The organism is Collinsella aerofaciens (genome assembly GCF_028206995.1).
Classification (GTDB): domain Bacteria; phylum Actinomycetota; class Coriobacteriia; order Coriobacteriales; family Coriobacteriaceae; genus Collinsella; species Collinsella aerofaciens_AQ.
Genome location: NZ_JAQLFL010000001.1, coordinates 202,087 through 216,419, shown reverse-complemented (window position 1 = coordinate 216,419; position 14,333 = coordinate 202,087). Strand labels below are relative to the sequence as shown.

11 protein-coding genes and 1 tRNA gene are annotated in these 14,333 nt (G+C 60.7%); 4 read left to right on the top strand and 8 right to left on the bottom strand.

Annotated features, from left to right (window positions below; all coding sequences use genetic code 11):
• Nucleotides 1–253: 253 nt before the first annotated feature.
• Entirely contained in the window at nucleotides 254–2,107 is a 1,854-nt protein-coding gene (gene argS / locus PMX60_RS00915) for an arginine--tRNA ligase (RefSeq protein WP_006235481.1), read from the bottom strand.
• A 342-nt stretch (nucleotides 2,108–2,449) separates the two neighbouring features.
• Here argS and PMX60_RS00910 point away from each other — a divergent pair, with 342 nt between their 5' ends.
• Complete coding sequence (locus PMX60_RS00910) at nucleotides 2,450–2,935, top strand: CarD family transcriptional regulator (RefSeq protein WP_006235480.1); 486 nt, start codon at nucleotides 2,450–2,452, stop codon at nucleotides 2,933–2,935.
• A gap of 356 nt (nucleotides 2,936–3,291) precedes the next feature.
• Nucleotides 3,292–4,050 (top strand): transposase, encoded by a 759-nt coding sequence (locus PMX60_RS00905; protein ID WP_271746563.1) that lies wholly within the window; start codon nucleotides 3,292–3,294, stop codon nucleotides 4,048–4,050.
• 169 nt (nucleotides 4,051–4,219) lie between these two features.
• Here the strand turns inward: PMX60_RS00905 and PMX60_RS00900 are convergent, their stop codons facing one another.
• On the bottom strand, nucleotides 4,220–4,819 hold the full coding sequence (locus PMX60_RS00900) for an HD domain-containing protein (RefSeq protein ID WP_271746562.1): 600 nt from the start codon (nucleotides 4,817–4,819) through the stop codon (nucleotides 4,220–4,222).
• Between the two features lie 171 nt (nucleotides 4,820–4,990).
• On the bottom strand, nucleotides 4,991–6,277 hold the full coding sequence (locus PMX60_RS00895) for a glutamate-5-semialdehyde dehydrogenase (protein WP_271746561.1): 1,287 nt from the start codon (nucleotides 6,275–6,277) through the stop codon (nucleotides 4,991–4,993).
• Between the two features lie 112 nt (nucleotides 6,278–6,389).
• Between PMX60_RS00895 and PMX60_RS00890 the strand changes: the two genes are divergently transcribed.
• Entirely contained in the window at nucleotides 6,390–7,808 is a 1,419-nt protein-coding gene (locus PMX60_RS00890) for an alpha/beta fold hydrolase (RefSeq protein ID WP_271746560.1), read from the top strand.
• A gap of 262 nt (nucleotides 7,809–8,070) precedes the next feature.
• Here PMX60_RS00890 and proB read toward each other — a convergent pair whose 3' ends face one another.
• The 5 genes from proB to PMX60_RS00865 all read right to left on the bottom strand — a co-directional run bounded on the left by proB (nucleotide 8,071) and on the right by PMX60_RS00865 (nucleotide 12,553).
• A complete protein-coding gene (gene proB / locus PMX60_RS00885) occupies nucleotides 8,071–9,198 on the bottom strand; it encodes a glutamate 5-kinase (RefSeq protein ID WP_117766921.1) in 1,128 nt (375 codons plus the stop codon).
• Nucleotides 9,199–9,277: 79 nt separating this feature from the next.
• On the bottom strand, nucleotides 9,278–10,783 hold the full coding sequence (locus PMX60_RS00880) for a nicotinate phosphoribosyltransferase (protein WP_006235474.1): 1,506 nt from the start codon (nucleotides 10,781–10,783) through the stop codon (nucleotides 9,278–9,280).
• An 84-nt stretch (nucleotides 10,784–10,867) separates the two neighbouring features.
• Nucleotides 10,868–11,326, bottom strand: coding sequence for a hypothetical protein (locus PMX60_RS00875; protein ID WP_195622502.1), 459 nt, complete (start codon nucleotides 11,324–11,326; stop codon nucleotides 10,868–10,870).
• Nucleotides 11,327–11,390: 64 nt separating this feature from the next.
• A tRNA-Ala gene (locus PMX60_RS00870) sits at nucleotides 11,391–11,463 on the bottom strand.
• Nucleotides 11,464–11,614: 151 nt separating this feature from the next.
• Complete coding sequence (locus PMX60_RS00865; RefSeq protein ID WP_117776140.1) at nucleotides 11,615–12,553, bottom strand: radical SAM protein; 939 nt, start codon at nucleotides 12,551–12,553, stop codon at nucleotides 11,615–11,617.
• A 525-nt stretch (nucleotides 12,554–13,078) separates the two neighbouring features.
• On the opposite strand from PMX60_RS00865, the gene PMX60_RS00860 reads away from it, so the two are divergent.
• Entirely contained in the window at nucleotides 13,079–14,278 is a 1,200-nt protein-coding gene (locus PMX60_RS00860) for an MraY family glycosyltransferase (protein ID WP_271746559.1), read from the top strand.
• Nucleotides 14,279–14,333 lie beyond the last annotated feature (55 nt).

Below are 14,333 nucleotides of genomic sequence, written 5' to 3'. Positions count from 1 at the left end.
GATGAATCGCTCAACCGCGACCACTCCGAAACTTGTTGAACTAAAACCGCAGGTAGATGCCTTGCACTTTTTAGCGAAAAGCCGGCGTGGTTGGAATATCTCAATTCATCGTAGTAAACCCGCATAGTTTCGTATTTCCAGCAGTTCCAAATTCGTCAATACGTCGGCGTTTGCAAAAAAGCCCGACCTCCGTAGGAGATCGGGCTTTCAAGGCTTAGTTAAACCAAGTCTGTACGGTCAAATGACTCGCAGATTACATCTGCTCGGGCGCAGAAACGCCAACGAGGGTGAGCACCAAGGCGAGCGTCACGCGGACGGCGTCGCATGCGGCCAGACGGGCACGCGAAAGCTCGGGGTCGACGGGACGGCCCTCGCTCGGCAGCACCTGGCAGGCAGCGTAGAAGCTGTGGAAGTCGCCGGCGAGCTCCTCGGCAAAGTGCGTCAGACGGAACGGGGCGCGGTCGCGAGCGCAGCTGGCGATGAGGTCGGTGAGCTCGTTGAGCTTACGCGAAAGGGCGAGCTCGGTAGGGTCAGTCAGCAGCGAGTAATCGACGTTCTCACCGATGGCCTTGGCGGCAACGGCCTTCATGCCCATCTCGTCAGCCTGCTCAGGCGTTACGTCAGCGGCACGGCGCAGGATGGAGCAGACGCGAGCGTGAGCATACTGCACGTAGTACACCGGATTGGAGTTGTCGCGCTTCTTAACGGCCTCGATGTCGAAGTCGACCATCTGGTTAGAGCTCTTGGAGATGAGCGTGTAACGAGCGGCGTCGGAGCCAACCTCGTCGACGAGCTCCTGCAGGGTCACCATGGTGCCCTTGCGCTTGGACATACGGACGGGCTTGCCGTTGCGCAGCAGGTTGACGAGCTGGCCCAGCAGAACCTCAAACTTGCCGGGGTAACCCAGAGCGTCGCAGACGCAGCGGACGCGCTCGATGTAGCCGTGGTGGTCGGCGCCCCAGATGTCGATGACGTGGTCGACGCGCTGGAACTTATCCCAGTGATAGGCAACGTCGGAGGCGAAGTAGGTGTACTCGCCGTCGGACTTGATCAGGACGCGGTCCTTGTCATCGCCCAGGTCGGTGGAGCGGAACCACAGGGCACCGTCCTTGGTGTAGAGGTAGCCCATCTTGTCGAGCTTCTCAAAAGCGCGGTCGACGGCAGAGGTGCCGGCGGTCTCGCCCTCGGTGTCCTTCACGTACAGCGAACGCTCGGAGTACCAACGATCGAAGTCGCAATTGACGGCGTGGCAGAGGTCGCGCATGTTGTCGACCATCTTCACATAGCCGCGCTCGCGGAAGCTCTCCATGCGCTCCTGAGGATCGGCGTTGACCCACTTATCGCCGTCGGTGCGCCAGAACTCGGCGGCCTCGTCGATAATGTAGTCGCCGCCATAGGAGTCCTTGCCAAGGGTCTCGGCAAAGTTATCCTGGTACGGATGGGTCTCGGGATGCTCGTCGTTCTCGTCGGCAACGAAGGCGTCGCGGTCGGCGATCAGCAGCTTGTGAGCCTCATCGATATCCACGCCCTGCTTGGCGATGATGTCGGCAAGCTGCATATAGCGCGTGCTGATGGAGTTGCCGAAGGTGTTCATCTGAGAGCCGTGGTCGTTGATGTAGAACTCACGCTGGATGTCGTAACCGGCGTGGTCCATAACGCGGCAAAGGGAGTCGCCCAGAGCGGCCCAGCGGCCATGGCCGATGTGCATGGGGCCGACGGGGTTGGCGGAGACGAACTCGACCTGGGTCTTCAGGCCGCCACCGACGTTGGACTTAGCGAAGTCCATACCCTTCTCGCGAGCCTCGCCAAAGATGGCATTCTTGACGGCAACGGAGAGGTAGAAGTTGATGAAGCCGGGGCCTGCGATCTCGACCTTCTCGATCGCGGGGTCCTCGGGCATATGGGCAACGATGGCCTCGGCGATCTTGCGCGGGGCGCAATGGGCCAGCTTGGCGGACTTCAGGGCCATGGTGGAGGTCCACTCGCCATGAGAAGTGTCAGCCGGTCGCTCGATGGCGCAATCGTCAAGTTCAAATGCGGAAAGGTCGCCGGCCTCCTGGGCCGCAGCAAGCGCAGCGCGTACCAGCTCTTCAATCTTCTCGGGCATAGATCCTCCTTGTGTTAAAGCCCCCGAGCTCTTGGTCACTCGTAGGGCAAAAGCCAGAGTTTGTAGCACTCTATCACAAGCGACGGGCACTGTCGCAGGGTAAAGCCAATCGATATTGCATATGCACAAAATTGACTACAGCTTGTATGGAGTCACTCAAAGATGCCAGTCTGCCTGCAGATTATGCAGGCGACGAAAATGCATAAAGGTGTGAATGAGCTGCGCCTGTTATCGAATACTCTTACCTATCGGAGTTGTGTGCTTTTCCTGCATAAAGTAAGGGTTTGCGCACGTCAGCGTGTTATTCTAGACATACGTAAATTCGTATAAGTTGGAGGTAGCATGTTCTCAATCGGTCAACACGTCATTCATCCGGGTCAGGGAGTCTGCACCGTCGTCGGTTTTAGGGACGACACACCGCAGCCCATGCTACTGCTCGAGACCAAGCAGGGACATGCGCAGACGATCCTCATGTACCCCGTGGCGCAGGCCGACCGTTTGCACGCCGCCATCTCGCAGCAAGATGCCGAGCACCTGCTGAGCCACTATGACGAGCTGGAGTGCGACACTTTTACCGAGCGCAACAGTTCACTTGAGGAGACGCACTTTAAGCAGCAGCTCAAGCTGGGCGCGCCCGAGACGGTCCGTGTGGCAAAGACCATGATGCACCGCATTCGCCAGGCCGAGGAAGCTGATAAAAAACCCAGCTCCTACTACATGCGCGTACTCAAGGAGGCCAAACGCCGCTCCATCGAGGAGTTCGCCGTAGCCCTTGGTGTCACCGAGGAGGCCGCCGAAGCCCGTCTAGCTCAAGCCGCCCTCAATTAACCTGCCAAAAAGGGACAGGTTTATTTTGGCAGGTTTTATCTGGCCAAACATCAACAAACAATCAGTAAATGGTCGGGTGCTCCGTTTTGTTTAAGAGCGCCCGACCATTTTTCTATCGCCGTAAAAATGCGTGAAGCCCATTTGCGATGACATCACGCAAGGGCCGTCCAGATCGACGTAACCAACGCCCGCATCCACAACAAGCGCGCCCGTCTTACTCAATTACCATTAAAAAGCATCAATTTGAAAACGCAATTATATTTCGGCAGGTAGCAGCTATAGTCGGTGAACTGAATCTCGACAACCGAAGCCCCCGAATGAGGTATCTTCAGCCCATCCAAGCTAAAGGAGGGGCCATGCCGAGAAAACCTCGTTCAAAGTCACCAACCGGTTATTTCCACGTCACGTTGCGTGGAAACGGAGGGCAATTGCTGTTTGACGATGCCGAGGACCGAATCGCCATGCTTCAGATCCTCGATGCGATCCTCCCCAAACACAATATCGAGCTTATCGCTTGGTGTCTTATGGGGAGCCACATTCATCTACTCATCGACGATCCGGACGACCGTAAGAGCGACGCGATGCACGCGGTAGCCGTATCGTATGCGGGCAGGTACAATGCGCGGACAGGGCATATCGGCCACGTGTTTCAGGAACGGTTTTGGGATTCGCCCATTAAGTCGGAAGTATATTTACTCGAAGCAATTCGATACATCCATCTGAATCCACAAAAAGCAGGACTGGCGGCATATGACGAATATCCCTGGAGCAGCCATCGCGAGTATCTAATGAGCGCCAGGTCACGGCCGCATGTCACCGGCAGCGTTGTCGGTGTTTTATTCCCAACACCTCGCTCATACCTTAAGCTCATGGAAAGCACGCCGTCGCTTCCCTATCGCCCCAGCGCAACAGCCAAGGTTCGCGAGGAAGATCTATGCGAATTTGGCACGGCAATCGTGCAGAGTGTCGCAGGATGTGCTCCGACGGAACTTAAATCCGTCTCCAAGCCACTTCGCAATGAGGCGATTCTCGCGCTTCGAAAACAAGGGCTAACGGTTAAGCAGGTTCAGCTGCTGACCGGACTGGGAACATGGATTATCAAGAACGCGTCCTAACGTCGCGTTTACCGAGTTACGGATACGGCGAAGCGCAACTGCCTGCCGCGAGGCACCGCATTCGCCAGCGTCTCCATGTCAAACAGAAAACGCTTCCGCTGAATAACGTCCAACGGAAGCGTTTTCCCAGATAAAATCTACCAAAATAAACCTGTCCCAATTTGGCAGGTTAGGCCTGGAAGGTGTCGCGGTCGGGCGCGAAGGACTGCATGGCCGCGATGGTGCGGTCAAAGAGCTCGGGGAGCTCCCAGCCGAGCATCTCGGCGCCCTGCGAAATCACGTCGCGCGAGCAGCCGGCGGCAAAGCGCTTGTCCTTGAACTTCTTCTTGAGCGACTTGGCCGTAAAGTCCATGACGCTCTTGCTCGGACGCATGATCACGGCAGCACCGATCAGGCCGGTGAGCTCGTCGCAAGCAAACAGGATCTTCTCCATCTGCAGCTCGGGCTTGGGCAGCGAGGTATTGAAATCGGACGTGTGCGTCTGAATAGCGCGAATGAGTTCGGGAGAGGCACCCTCGCCCTCAAGGATCTCGGCCGCATAGATGGTGTGGTTCACGGGATCGTCCTCATGCTCCTCCCAATCCAGGTCGTGCAGCAAACCGACGATGCCCCAAAACTCCTCGTTCTCGGGGTCGAACTCGCGCGCAAAGTAGCGCATGGTGCCCTCGACCGTTTCGCCGTGGTTGATGTGGAACGGGTCCTTGTTGTGCTCGTTGAGCAATTCGAACGCACGGTCGCGGGTGATTCCGGCGGAAAGCGTCTGGGACATGGCAATACCTCCAGGTGAGTCGGTGCTAAGACACGGTGTCACTATCGTATATCGCCGAGGCTCAAGCCGAAAGGCAGAAAAAGCATGCGGAGGAAAAAGCCGGGCGAACGCGTCGCCCGGCAAAACCGCAGATAAAACCTGCCAAAATAAACCTGTCCCTTTTTGGTAGGTTTAGGGGCGGACCTGGCCGGTGCCGCGGAGCTTGTATTTGTAGGTGGTGAGGGCCTCGGCGGCAAAGGGGCCACGGGCGTGGAGCTTTTGGGTCGAGATGCCGATCTCGGCGCCCAGGCCAAACTCGCCGCCGTCGGTGAAGCGCGTGCTGGCGTTGGCGTACACGGCCGAGGCATCGACCGCATCCAGGAAGCGCTCGCAAGCATCCGTGTCCTCGGCAACGATGGCCTCGGAGTGCATCGTGCCGTAGCGGTTGATGTGTGCGATGGCCTCGTCCTCGTTTGCCACGACCTTCACGCTCATCTCGAGCGCCAGGTACTCGCGACCCCAGTCCTCCTCAGTCGCGGCGACGTAGTCATCGCCCTCCACAAAGCCGGCGTCGGCGCACGCGGCGCACGTGGCCTCGTCGCCGTGAATGAGCACGCCGTGGTCGTGCAGCACGGCAACGACCGCAGGCAAAAACGCATTGACCACAGCATGGTCGACCAGCAGCGACTCGGCAGCATTGCACACGCCTACGCGCTGGGTCTTGGCATTAACGATAATGTTGAGCGCCTTATCAAAGTCGGCGGATTCATGCACGTAGATGTGGCAGTTGCCCGTGCCCGTCTCGATCACCGGCACAAGCGACTCGCGCACGCAGCGCTGGATCAGGCCTGCACCGCCGCGCGGAATGAGTACGTCGACAATACCGCGGAGCTTCATGAGCTCGCCGGTGGCCTCGCGGTCGGTGGACTCGATCATCGACACGGCCTCGCGCGGGAAGCCCTTGGCCTCGAGCGCATCGGCCAGCAGCTCAGAAATCATGGCACACGAGTGATAGGCCAGCGAGCCGCCGCGCAGAATGCAGGCGTTGCCGGTACGGATGCAGATGCCTGCGGCGTCGGCCGTCACGTTGGGGCGCGCCTCGTAGACCATAGCGACCAGGCCCAGCGGCACACTCACACGGGTCAGGTCCACGCCACTTGCAAGCACGCGGTGGTCGAGCACGCGGCCCACGGGATCGGGCAGCTCGGCGAGCTTTTCCAGGCCGGCGGCCATGCCCTCGACGCGCTCGGGCGTCAGCAGCAGGCGATCGAGCAGTCCGGCCGAGGTGCCCGCATCGCGCGCGGCGGACATATCGAGCTCGTTGGCGGCGACGATGGAGTCGACACCGTTGCGCAGTGCTGCGGCCATGGCGCGCACGGCCTCCTGGCGCTGCTCATCGCTCGCCGTGGCAAGCGAGGCCGACGCTGCCTTGGCGGCAACGGCAAGATCGTGGACATACGTGGCTATATCGACCGACATGGGCGGCCCTTTCTCCTAGAAGTTTGCAACCATGGTAGCCGATTTGCGCATGGCCTCGCCCGCGGCGGTAGAATTGGTCAACCCGAAACACCGCAACGAACGGAAGACTCACATGGCCCTCATCACTTCGTACCACGTCCCCGGCCTTTACGTCGAGGACCACAGCATCGACGTCCCCCTTGACTGGCGCGGCCTGGAGCCGATGCTCCTGGCCGTCGGCAGTACCATGCGCCGCGGCGCCATGCCGGCACCCATCGCCGGCGCGCCCGAGAGCATCAAGCTCTTCTACCGCGTGGTTAGCGCGCCCGACCGCATCAACGACGATCTGCCGCTGCTCCTGTTTTTGCAGGGCGGCCCCGGCGGCGAGAGCCCACGTCCGCTGTCGCCCACAAGCGACGGCTGGATCAAGGAGGCCGTCAAGCACTTCCGCGTGGTCCTTCCCGACCAGCGCGGCACCGGACGCAGTAGCTGCGTGGACGGACGCACGATCAAGGCACTGGGTGATCGCGCAACGGCCGCCGGCGCCGATACAGCACGCTCGCAGGCGGACTTCCTCAAGCGCCACCTCGCCAGCTCCATCGTGCGCGATTTTGAGTACCTGCGCCTAGTGGGCTTTGGCGGCAAGCCGTGGGTCACGCTCGGCCAAAGCTACGGCGGTTTTTTGACGCTGAGCTACCTGTCGCTCTTCCCCGAGGGCGTGGCGGCGAGCTTTACCTGCGGCGGCATCCCCCACGTACCGGCGAGCGCAAGCGAGGTCTACGCGCACACCTTCCCGCGCATGGCCGCCAAGACGCAGCAGTATTATGACCGCTATCCCGCTGACGTCGAGCGCGTGGCAGCCCTGGCCGATGCGCTCGAGGCTCAGAAGCCCGTGCTGCCCGACGGCTCGCCGATGACGGTCGAGCGCCTACAGCTCATGGGCAGCGACTTTGGCATGAAGCCGAGCTTTGAGCGCATGCATTGGACTATCGATCACGCTTTTGTTACTGGCGACGGTACGCTGAGCTGCGGCTCCTCGGTATCCGACAGCTTTTTGATGCGCGCCTTCGAGCGCACCAACACACGCACGAACCCGCTGTACTGGACACTGCAGGAGTTTATCTACGCCGACGGCGACACCATGCCCATTCGCTGGGCCGCAGCAGAGGAGAAGGCCCATCGTGCCGAGTTCGACACACTCGCGCGCCCGCTCATGTTTACCGGCGAGGCCATGTTCCCGTGGATGTTCGAGCAGATGCCCGAGCTCAAGCCTTTCAAGCCCGCCATGGACCTGCTGATGGAAGACACCAGCTGGGACAAGATCTACGACCCGCAGCGACTGGCGTGCAACGAGGTGCCCCTGCAGGCCGCGGTGTATTTCGACGACATGTACGTGGATTCGGGCCTGCAGCTTGATGCGCTCAGCCGCGTGGGCAACTCGCATGCCTGGGTGACCAACGAGTTCGAGCACGACGGCCTGCACGGCAGCGTGGTATTCAAGCACCTCTTCGACGAAGCCCTCAACCGCGGAGACCTGCGCCAGATCTTCTAGCAAAGGAGTGTCCCAAAGTGCCGGCACATAAGGAACGTCCCCAAGTGACGGATAAGTGCCGACAACGACAATGCCGCAGGTAGAGGACGGAAAGCGAAAACGCCCCTAAGCGAGTGGCTGTAAATCGTAGGTCGAACAAAAGAAGCGAGCGCCGCCCAGAGCGAACAAGTTGGCATGAAAAAGGTGAGGCATAGACCTGATGGTCATGCCTCACCTTTTGAATGACAAATTGTCGCTCTGGGCGGCGCGCAGCGTCGACCCGTTAGGCGAAGACGATCAAATTATCTCGATGGATCGCCGGCTTCTCGGCCAGGTCTGCCAGCAGGCGGTTGCTGGCGATCTGGTCCTGGCGGCGACCGGCAGCAAGTTCCAGCACGTCCGAATCGGCCTCGGCGATACCGCGGGCGACAACCATACCGCTCGGGTCGCACACGTCGAGCACATCGCCCTCGGCAAACTGGCCATCGACCTCGCGAATACCCACCGCAAGCAGGGAAGAGCCACGGCTGACCAGCGCCTTCGCAGCACCATCATCGACCGTCACCGAGCCATGCGCCTTGTCGCCCAGTGCGATCCACAGCTTGCGGGGTGCGATGTCCAGACGCTCCGCCGGCGGATCGAACAGCGTGCCCACGCTCTCGCCGCGGGCGAGGCGCACGAGCGCATCGGGCTCCTCGCCCGAGCAAATCACGCTCTGAATGCCCGCCGTCATCAGGATGCGGCTCGCGCGGATCTTGGTAATCATGCCGCCCGTGCCCACCGATGTGGAAGAATCACCCGCCGAGGCAATAATCTTGGCATCGATCTTATGCACGACAGGAACAAACTCGGCCGTGGGGTCCTCGTGCGGATTGGCGGTATAGAGGCCATCGATGTCCGAGAGCGTCACGCACAGATCGGCAGAAACCAGGCAGCTCACAAGCGCCGCCAGCGTGTCGTTGTCGCCAAACTTGATCTCGTCGACGGTGACGGTATCGTTCTCGTTGACGACCGGCACCACGCCCAGCTCCACCAGGCGCAGCAGGGCGTCGCGTGCGTGCAGGTAGGACGTGCGGCGGGCCGTGTCGTGGCGCGTGAGCAGTACGAGTGAGGTGAGCAGGTCGCGCGCATGGAACTCCTCGTCGTAGGCCGACGAGATGATGCACTGACCAGCCGAGGCGCAGGCCTGCAGGCTCGGAAGGTCGCCGACCGGCTTGCGGTCGAAGCCCAACACGGGATAGCCACAGGCAATAGCGCCCGAGCTCACCACGACCAGACGCCAGCCGAGCTTGCGCAGCGCTGCGGCTTGATCGGCAAGTCCGCCGATAAAGGCGCGGTTGACCTTGCCATCGGCGCCCACCACCGTGGACGAACCGATCTTTACCACCATCGTTTTATAAGAAGTCGTCATACGTCAAACCAATCAACTGTTCAGCGAACGGCCGAGCTGGCGGCCAAGGGAGCGTGACTCGCCCCTACCGCCCAAGGAATTAGTGAGCCCAGGGAAAGGCAGAAGCCGCGGCCATGTTCTTGCGCACGAGCTCGTCGCGCACCTGAGCCAGGCCCTGCTCCATGCCCACCACATAGGTCTGCGGGTACAGGAAGCGCTTGAAAGCTGCGTCCAGATGATCGAGCGCCCAAGCACAGCGCTCGCGCGCGTCCTGGATGCTCTCACGCGGAGCCACCGCACTGCCATCGCGCACGATCGGCACCAGCAGCTCGCGATACTCAAGTTCGGACACGTCGGTCACCAAGGCGGCATCATTCACGGCCACGAGGGTATTGCCGCGCGCGGCGCCCTCCCCCGCCAGATGGTCCTCGTCGTAGATCATGTCGCAGACCGGGCCGCCAAAGCCGTCGTAATAACGGCGCACGCGTTGCACACCCGGGATCGTGCGCTTGTAGGGCTGCTCGGAGAGCTTGACCACCGGCGTCCATGGATCTGCCTCGCTCGCACGGCGGGCGGAAAGCTTGTACACGCCGCCCAGCGCCGGCTGGTCATAGCAGGTCGCAAGCTTGGTACCCACGCCAAAGCTGTCGATGGGCGCGCCCTGGTCGAGCAGCGACTGAATCGTGTACTCATCCAGATCGTTAGAAACCGAGATCCCCACATAGGGCAGGCCCTCGGCATCAAAACGGCCGCGAACATACTTGGAGAGCTTGGCGAGGTCGCCGGAGTCAATGCGAATGGCCGACAAGCGCTCGCCCACCGCTTCCATCTCCTTGGCAACCGTAATGGCATGTTCACAGCCCTCGCGCACGTCATAGGTGTCGATGAGCAGCGTGCAGTTCTTGGGGCTCGATTTGGCAAAGGCACGGAAGGCCTCGAGCTCGGAATCGAAGCTCATCACCCAGCTGTGAGCATGCGTGCCAAAGACGGGAATACCGTAGCGGCGGCCGGCGAGCACATTGGACGTAGAGGAGCAGCCGGCAACGTAGCTCGCGCGCGCAACGGCCAGGCCGCCATCGGGACCCTGGGCTCGGCGCAGGCCAAACTCCGCCACGGGGCGACCGTCGGCGGCGAGCACCACGCGCGCCGTCTTGGTGGCGACAAGCGTCTGGAACCCGACGATGTTGAGCAGCGCCGTCTCGAGCAGCTGGCACTCCAGCGCGGGGCCGGTGACGCGCACCATGGGCTCGCGCGGAAAGACGAGCTCGCCCTCGGGCACGGCGTCGATGTTTACATGCGCACGAAAATCGCGCAGGTAGTCGAGGAATCCAGACTTGAACATCGCACCGCCAGCAGGGGCCTGGAGCGAGGCGAGGTAGTCGATGTCCTCGGGCGTAAAACGCAGATTCTCGACCAGCTCGGGCAGCTCGGCGGTGCCGCACATGACGGCATAGGCGCTGCCAAAGGGATGGTCGCGGTAAAACGCGGTAAAACAACCCTGCTCATTGGCCTTGCCGCTCTCCCACAGGCCCTGGGCCATAGTGAGCTCGTACAGATCGGTGAGCATTGCGATGTCGGTGGGATGAGAGATGTCGGTCAAAGCCATGGGGCGACCTTTCGGATGTGTGGTGCAGAATTTGAGGGTTGGACGAGAGCAGAGCATGCGGACATGACGCCCGATGCAAATCGGTTAGAGCAGGCCCATGCTGGTCAGGATCGTGTAGCCCATAAAGATAACAAACGCGATGAGGGCAAGGACAATGATGATTTTTTGAGCCGGCGCCATGCCAGGGATCTCGTTCTCGCCCGTAGGCTCCTTGGAGGTAACCATGCGCTGGGCAAAGGTCATCTCGTCACGACTCGGCTTAGGCTCGACGGACTTGGGACGAGCGGCCTTTTTAGGCTGAGGTTTGGGCGCGGCAGGTGCAGGCTTCGCAGCAGCGGGCTTGGGTGCGGGCGCGGGCGCCGATGCGGATGCGGCGTTCGCGGCGATCTCCTCGGCCTTCGCACGCTCGGCACGCAGGACAGCCAGCTCCTCACGCTCGCGACGGGCCTCTTCACGAGCCTCGCGGCGGGCCTTCTCGGCGCGGAGCTCTTCCAACTCAGCGCGCTCCTCGTCGGACAATGGTTGGGACTCAAGCTCGGCCATGGTACAGCCCTTTCTTTTAAAAAAAGCCGCCGACACAATGTCAGCGGCTTATCAAATCCAAGGGTGGAGACGAAGGGAGTCGAACCCTCGGCCTCTGCCATGCGACGGCAGCGCTCTCCCAACTGAGCTACGTCCCCAGGACAAGTTGATATTTTACCTACGGCTCGCCAACTGTCAACGCCCAATAACCAGTCTTTTTGGGGCGCGGGTATTTTGACAACTTTTCGGACAGGCGATCCTCTCGATGATTATTTAATCCCCGTCCCAGAAAAATCATCGACGAACGCCCTACTTTGCGCTGGTGAGGACGCCGGTGGTGTCGAAGACCGGGGTGAAGCTCTCGTCTACCGCGCCGCCCTCTTGCCAGAACATCGTCGTAAAGCCCAGGTCGTCGGCATGGTCGAGCACCTGCTCGTACTCCTCGCGCGTCACGGCGCGTGCCAAGTCGCTGCCCTGCTCGCGCATAAGCGCATTGGGCGTGTACTGGTTCATGACCGAGATCGGTACATCGCCCACCGTCTGCCACACTAGGTCCAGTACGCGACACGAATCGTCCGCATGCCCCGGAAGCACCAGGTGGCGCACGATCATACCGCGCTTCATAAGTCCGTCCTCGTCCACCAACTCTCCCCCGCGGCGATCGATCTCGCGCGCCATCTGGGCCAGACCCGACACGGCCACGCGCGGGTAGTCCTTAATATGAGAAAGCGACTGCGCAAGCCCGGCATCGGCATATTTAAAGTCGGTGAGCCACACATCGACCAGGTCGCCCAGCGCCGCCACGGCACTCGCACGCTCGTAACCACTCGTGTTGTAGACGATCGGGATGACCAGCCCGCGCGCCCGTGCCGCGGCAATCGCGGCAGGCAACAGGTGCGCATAGTGCGTCGCCGTCACCAAATTGATGTTGTTGGCACCCTGGTCCTGCAGTTCCAGCATAATCTCGACCAGACGCTCAGACGAAATCTCAAGGCCAAAATTGCCGGTCGAGATCTCGTGGTTCTGGCAGTAGATACATTTAAGCGAGCAACCGCTAAAGAAGATCGTGCCCGAACCGGCCTCGCCCGAGATAGGCGGCTCCTCCCACATATGAAGCGCCGCGCGGGCCACCCTGAGCGTGTCGTTAGCACCGCATACGCCGCGCGCGCCCTCATCGCGCGCCGCACCGCAACGGCGCGGACACAAATGGCAGGCGGGCGAAAAAAGTTCGGTCAACGACGTCGGCATAAAAACATGCTCCAAAACAACGATTCAGCAGCTCAAACGTAAAGGGCCAGACCGCGTAGACGGCTCCGTCCCTAAGGCGCCGTAATCGTCCGACACGATTTTTGTAATGTCAAGACTGGAATCGATAAAGTGCCGCTTTATGATGTAGGTATTCCGCCCCCCGCGGAGCAACTGGGTGAACCGTCGCGTTTATTTAGGGAGCCCACACAGTCGTACCTAGTACAGGTATCCTTCGTTGTTAAGGACGCTGGAACAGTCGATGAGGGCACCCACCTGTTTTAGGTGGGTTCATTTTCGTAACGTGGGGGGTGGTTTTCTTTTGCCGAAAATCACCATACAGTCCATATGGATCCCCGCCGGCATCCCGACAAGCCATCGGCAACATCCCAATATCTGGTAAGCGCGTGATTATCGCTGCGTGCAATTACATGCACCCCCCTTGGTCGAGTATTATGGTTCGGCTATGCCCTTTGCGCATGGCGTTCTTCTGACCTTTTCCTTCGACGCTTGGCGGTTTTTAGATTCATGGCTTCATCCCCGAGCTACATACCGTACCTATGCGTGGCAGCGGCGGCTTTTATCACGACCTTCCTCGCGGTGCCCCTGGTCAAGCGCTTGGCAATTAAGCTCGATGCCGTCGACTATCCTTCTAAGCGCCGCATCAACACCAAGCCCATCCCGCGTTTGGGCGGAACGGCGGTGTTTTTGGGCCTGGTCGTTGCCTGCATTGTGCAAATCCTAGGCACCTGGTACCTAGGCTGGCCACCCGTCCTGGTACCGCACCCGCGCCTTCACATTAGCTATCCCATGCTGGCGCTCTCCTTTACCGTCATCTTTGCGACCGGCGCTATCGACGACGTCTTCCAGCTCACGCCCAAGCAAAAGCTGGCCGGACAGGTCCTCGCCGCGCTTATCGCCTGCATGGGCGGCCTAAAAATCGGCGTCATCGTCAACCCGTTTGCCCCCGGCGAGATCATGCTCGGATGGCTCGCCTACCCCATCACCGTGATCTATCTGGTGGCATTCACCAACATCATTAACCTCATCGACGGCCTCGACGGCTTGGCCACGGGCATCTGCGGCATCGCGTCGTTCACCATGTTTTCGATGGCCGTTCTCTCGGGCCGCATCGACGCCGCCGCGCTCTCCATTGCGCTCTTTGGCGCCTGTCTGGCCTTTTTGCGCTACAACTTCAACCCCGCAAGCATCTTCTTGGGCGACTCGGGGTCGCTGCTTCTGGGCTTTGCGCTGGGCTCCATCTCGCTGCTCAACGTGAGCCGCACCGCCGCGCTCACCTCGCTTATCATCCCGCTCATCGTTGCCGGCGTGCCCATCATCGACACGTTTAGCGCCATTGTGCGCCGCAAGCGCGCCCACATTAGCATCGGGCAGGCCGACAAGGGCCACATCCACCACCGCCTGATCCAAGAAGGCTACAACCAAAAACAGGCCGTGCTGCTCATCTATGCCTGGTGCATCATGCTTTCGGCCGGCGCCGCCGCGATTAACCAGGTCGAGGTGCCCATGCGCGTGCTCATCTTTACCGTGCTCGCCATTGGCTCGGCTGCCTTCGCCAAGCACCTGCACCTGTTTGAACCCGTGCTGCGCCACCATTACAACAAGCGCACGCACGAGGACGAGCTGGTCACCCCCGACGACCCCGCTTTTAAGCAGGAGGAGCAGGCAGCCGAGGAGCACAAAGAAGAGCGCCACCACAAGCTCTAGGGCAAGCTGCCGAGGATGTGCCAAGGCACCGTTGGCCAAGCGCGGCCGCGCCGCG

What these genes read in the sequence shown, in the direction of transcription:
- PMX60_RS00910 (WP_006235480.1), top strand. Translation starts at nt 2,450, where the DNA reads ATGTTCTCAATCGGTCAACACGTCATTCATCCGGGTCAGGGAGTCTGC.
- PMX60_RS00860 (WP_271746559.1), top strand. Translation starts at nt 13,079, where the DNA reads ATGGCTTCATCCCCGAGCTACATACCGTACCTATGCGTGGCAGCGGCG.
- PMX60_RS00875 (WP_195622502.1), bottom strand. Translation starts at nt 11,326, where the DNA reads ATGGCCGAGCTTGAGTCCCAACCATTGTCCGACGAGGAGCGCGCTGAG.
- PMX60_RS00895 (WP_271746561.1), bottom strand. Translation starts at nt 6,277, where the DNA reads ATGTCGGTCGATATAGCCACGTATGTCCACGATCTTGCCGTTGCCGCC.
- argS (WP_006235481.1), bottom strand. Translation starts at nt 2,107, where the DNA reads ATGCCCGAGAAGATTGAAGAGCTGGTACGCGCTGCGCTTGCTGCGGCC.
- PMX60_RS00905 (WP_271746563.1), top strand. Translation starts at nt 3,292, where the DNA reads ATGCCGAGAAAACCTCGTTCAAAGTCACCAACCGGTTATTTCCACGTC.
- PMX60_RS00890 (WP_271746560.1), top strand. Translation starts at nt 6,390, where the DNA reads ATGGCCCTCATCACTTCGTACCACGTCCCCGGCCTTTACGTCGAGGAC.
- proB (WP_117766921.1), bottom strand. Translation starts at nt 9,198, where the DNA reads ATGACGACTTCTTATAAAACGATGGTGGTAAAGATCGGTTCGTCCACG.
- PMX60_RS00865 (WP_117776140.1), bottom strand. Translation starts at nt 12,553, where the DNA reads ATGCCGACGTCGTTGACCGAACTTTTTTCGCCCGCCTGCCATTTGTGT.
- PMX60_RS00900 (WP_271746562.1), bottom strand. Translation starts at nt 4,819, where the DNA reads ATGTCCCAGACGCTTTCCGCCGGAATCACCCGCGACCGTGCGTTCGAA.
- PMX60_RS00880 (WP_006235474.1), bottom strand. Translation starts at nt 10,783, where the DNA reads ATGGCTTTGACCGACATCTCTCATCCCACCGACATCGCAATGCTCACC.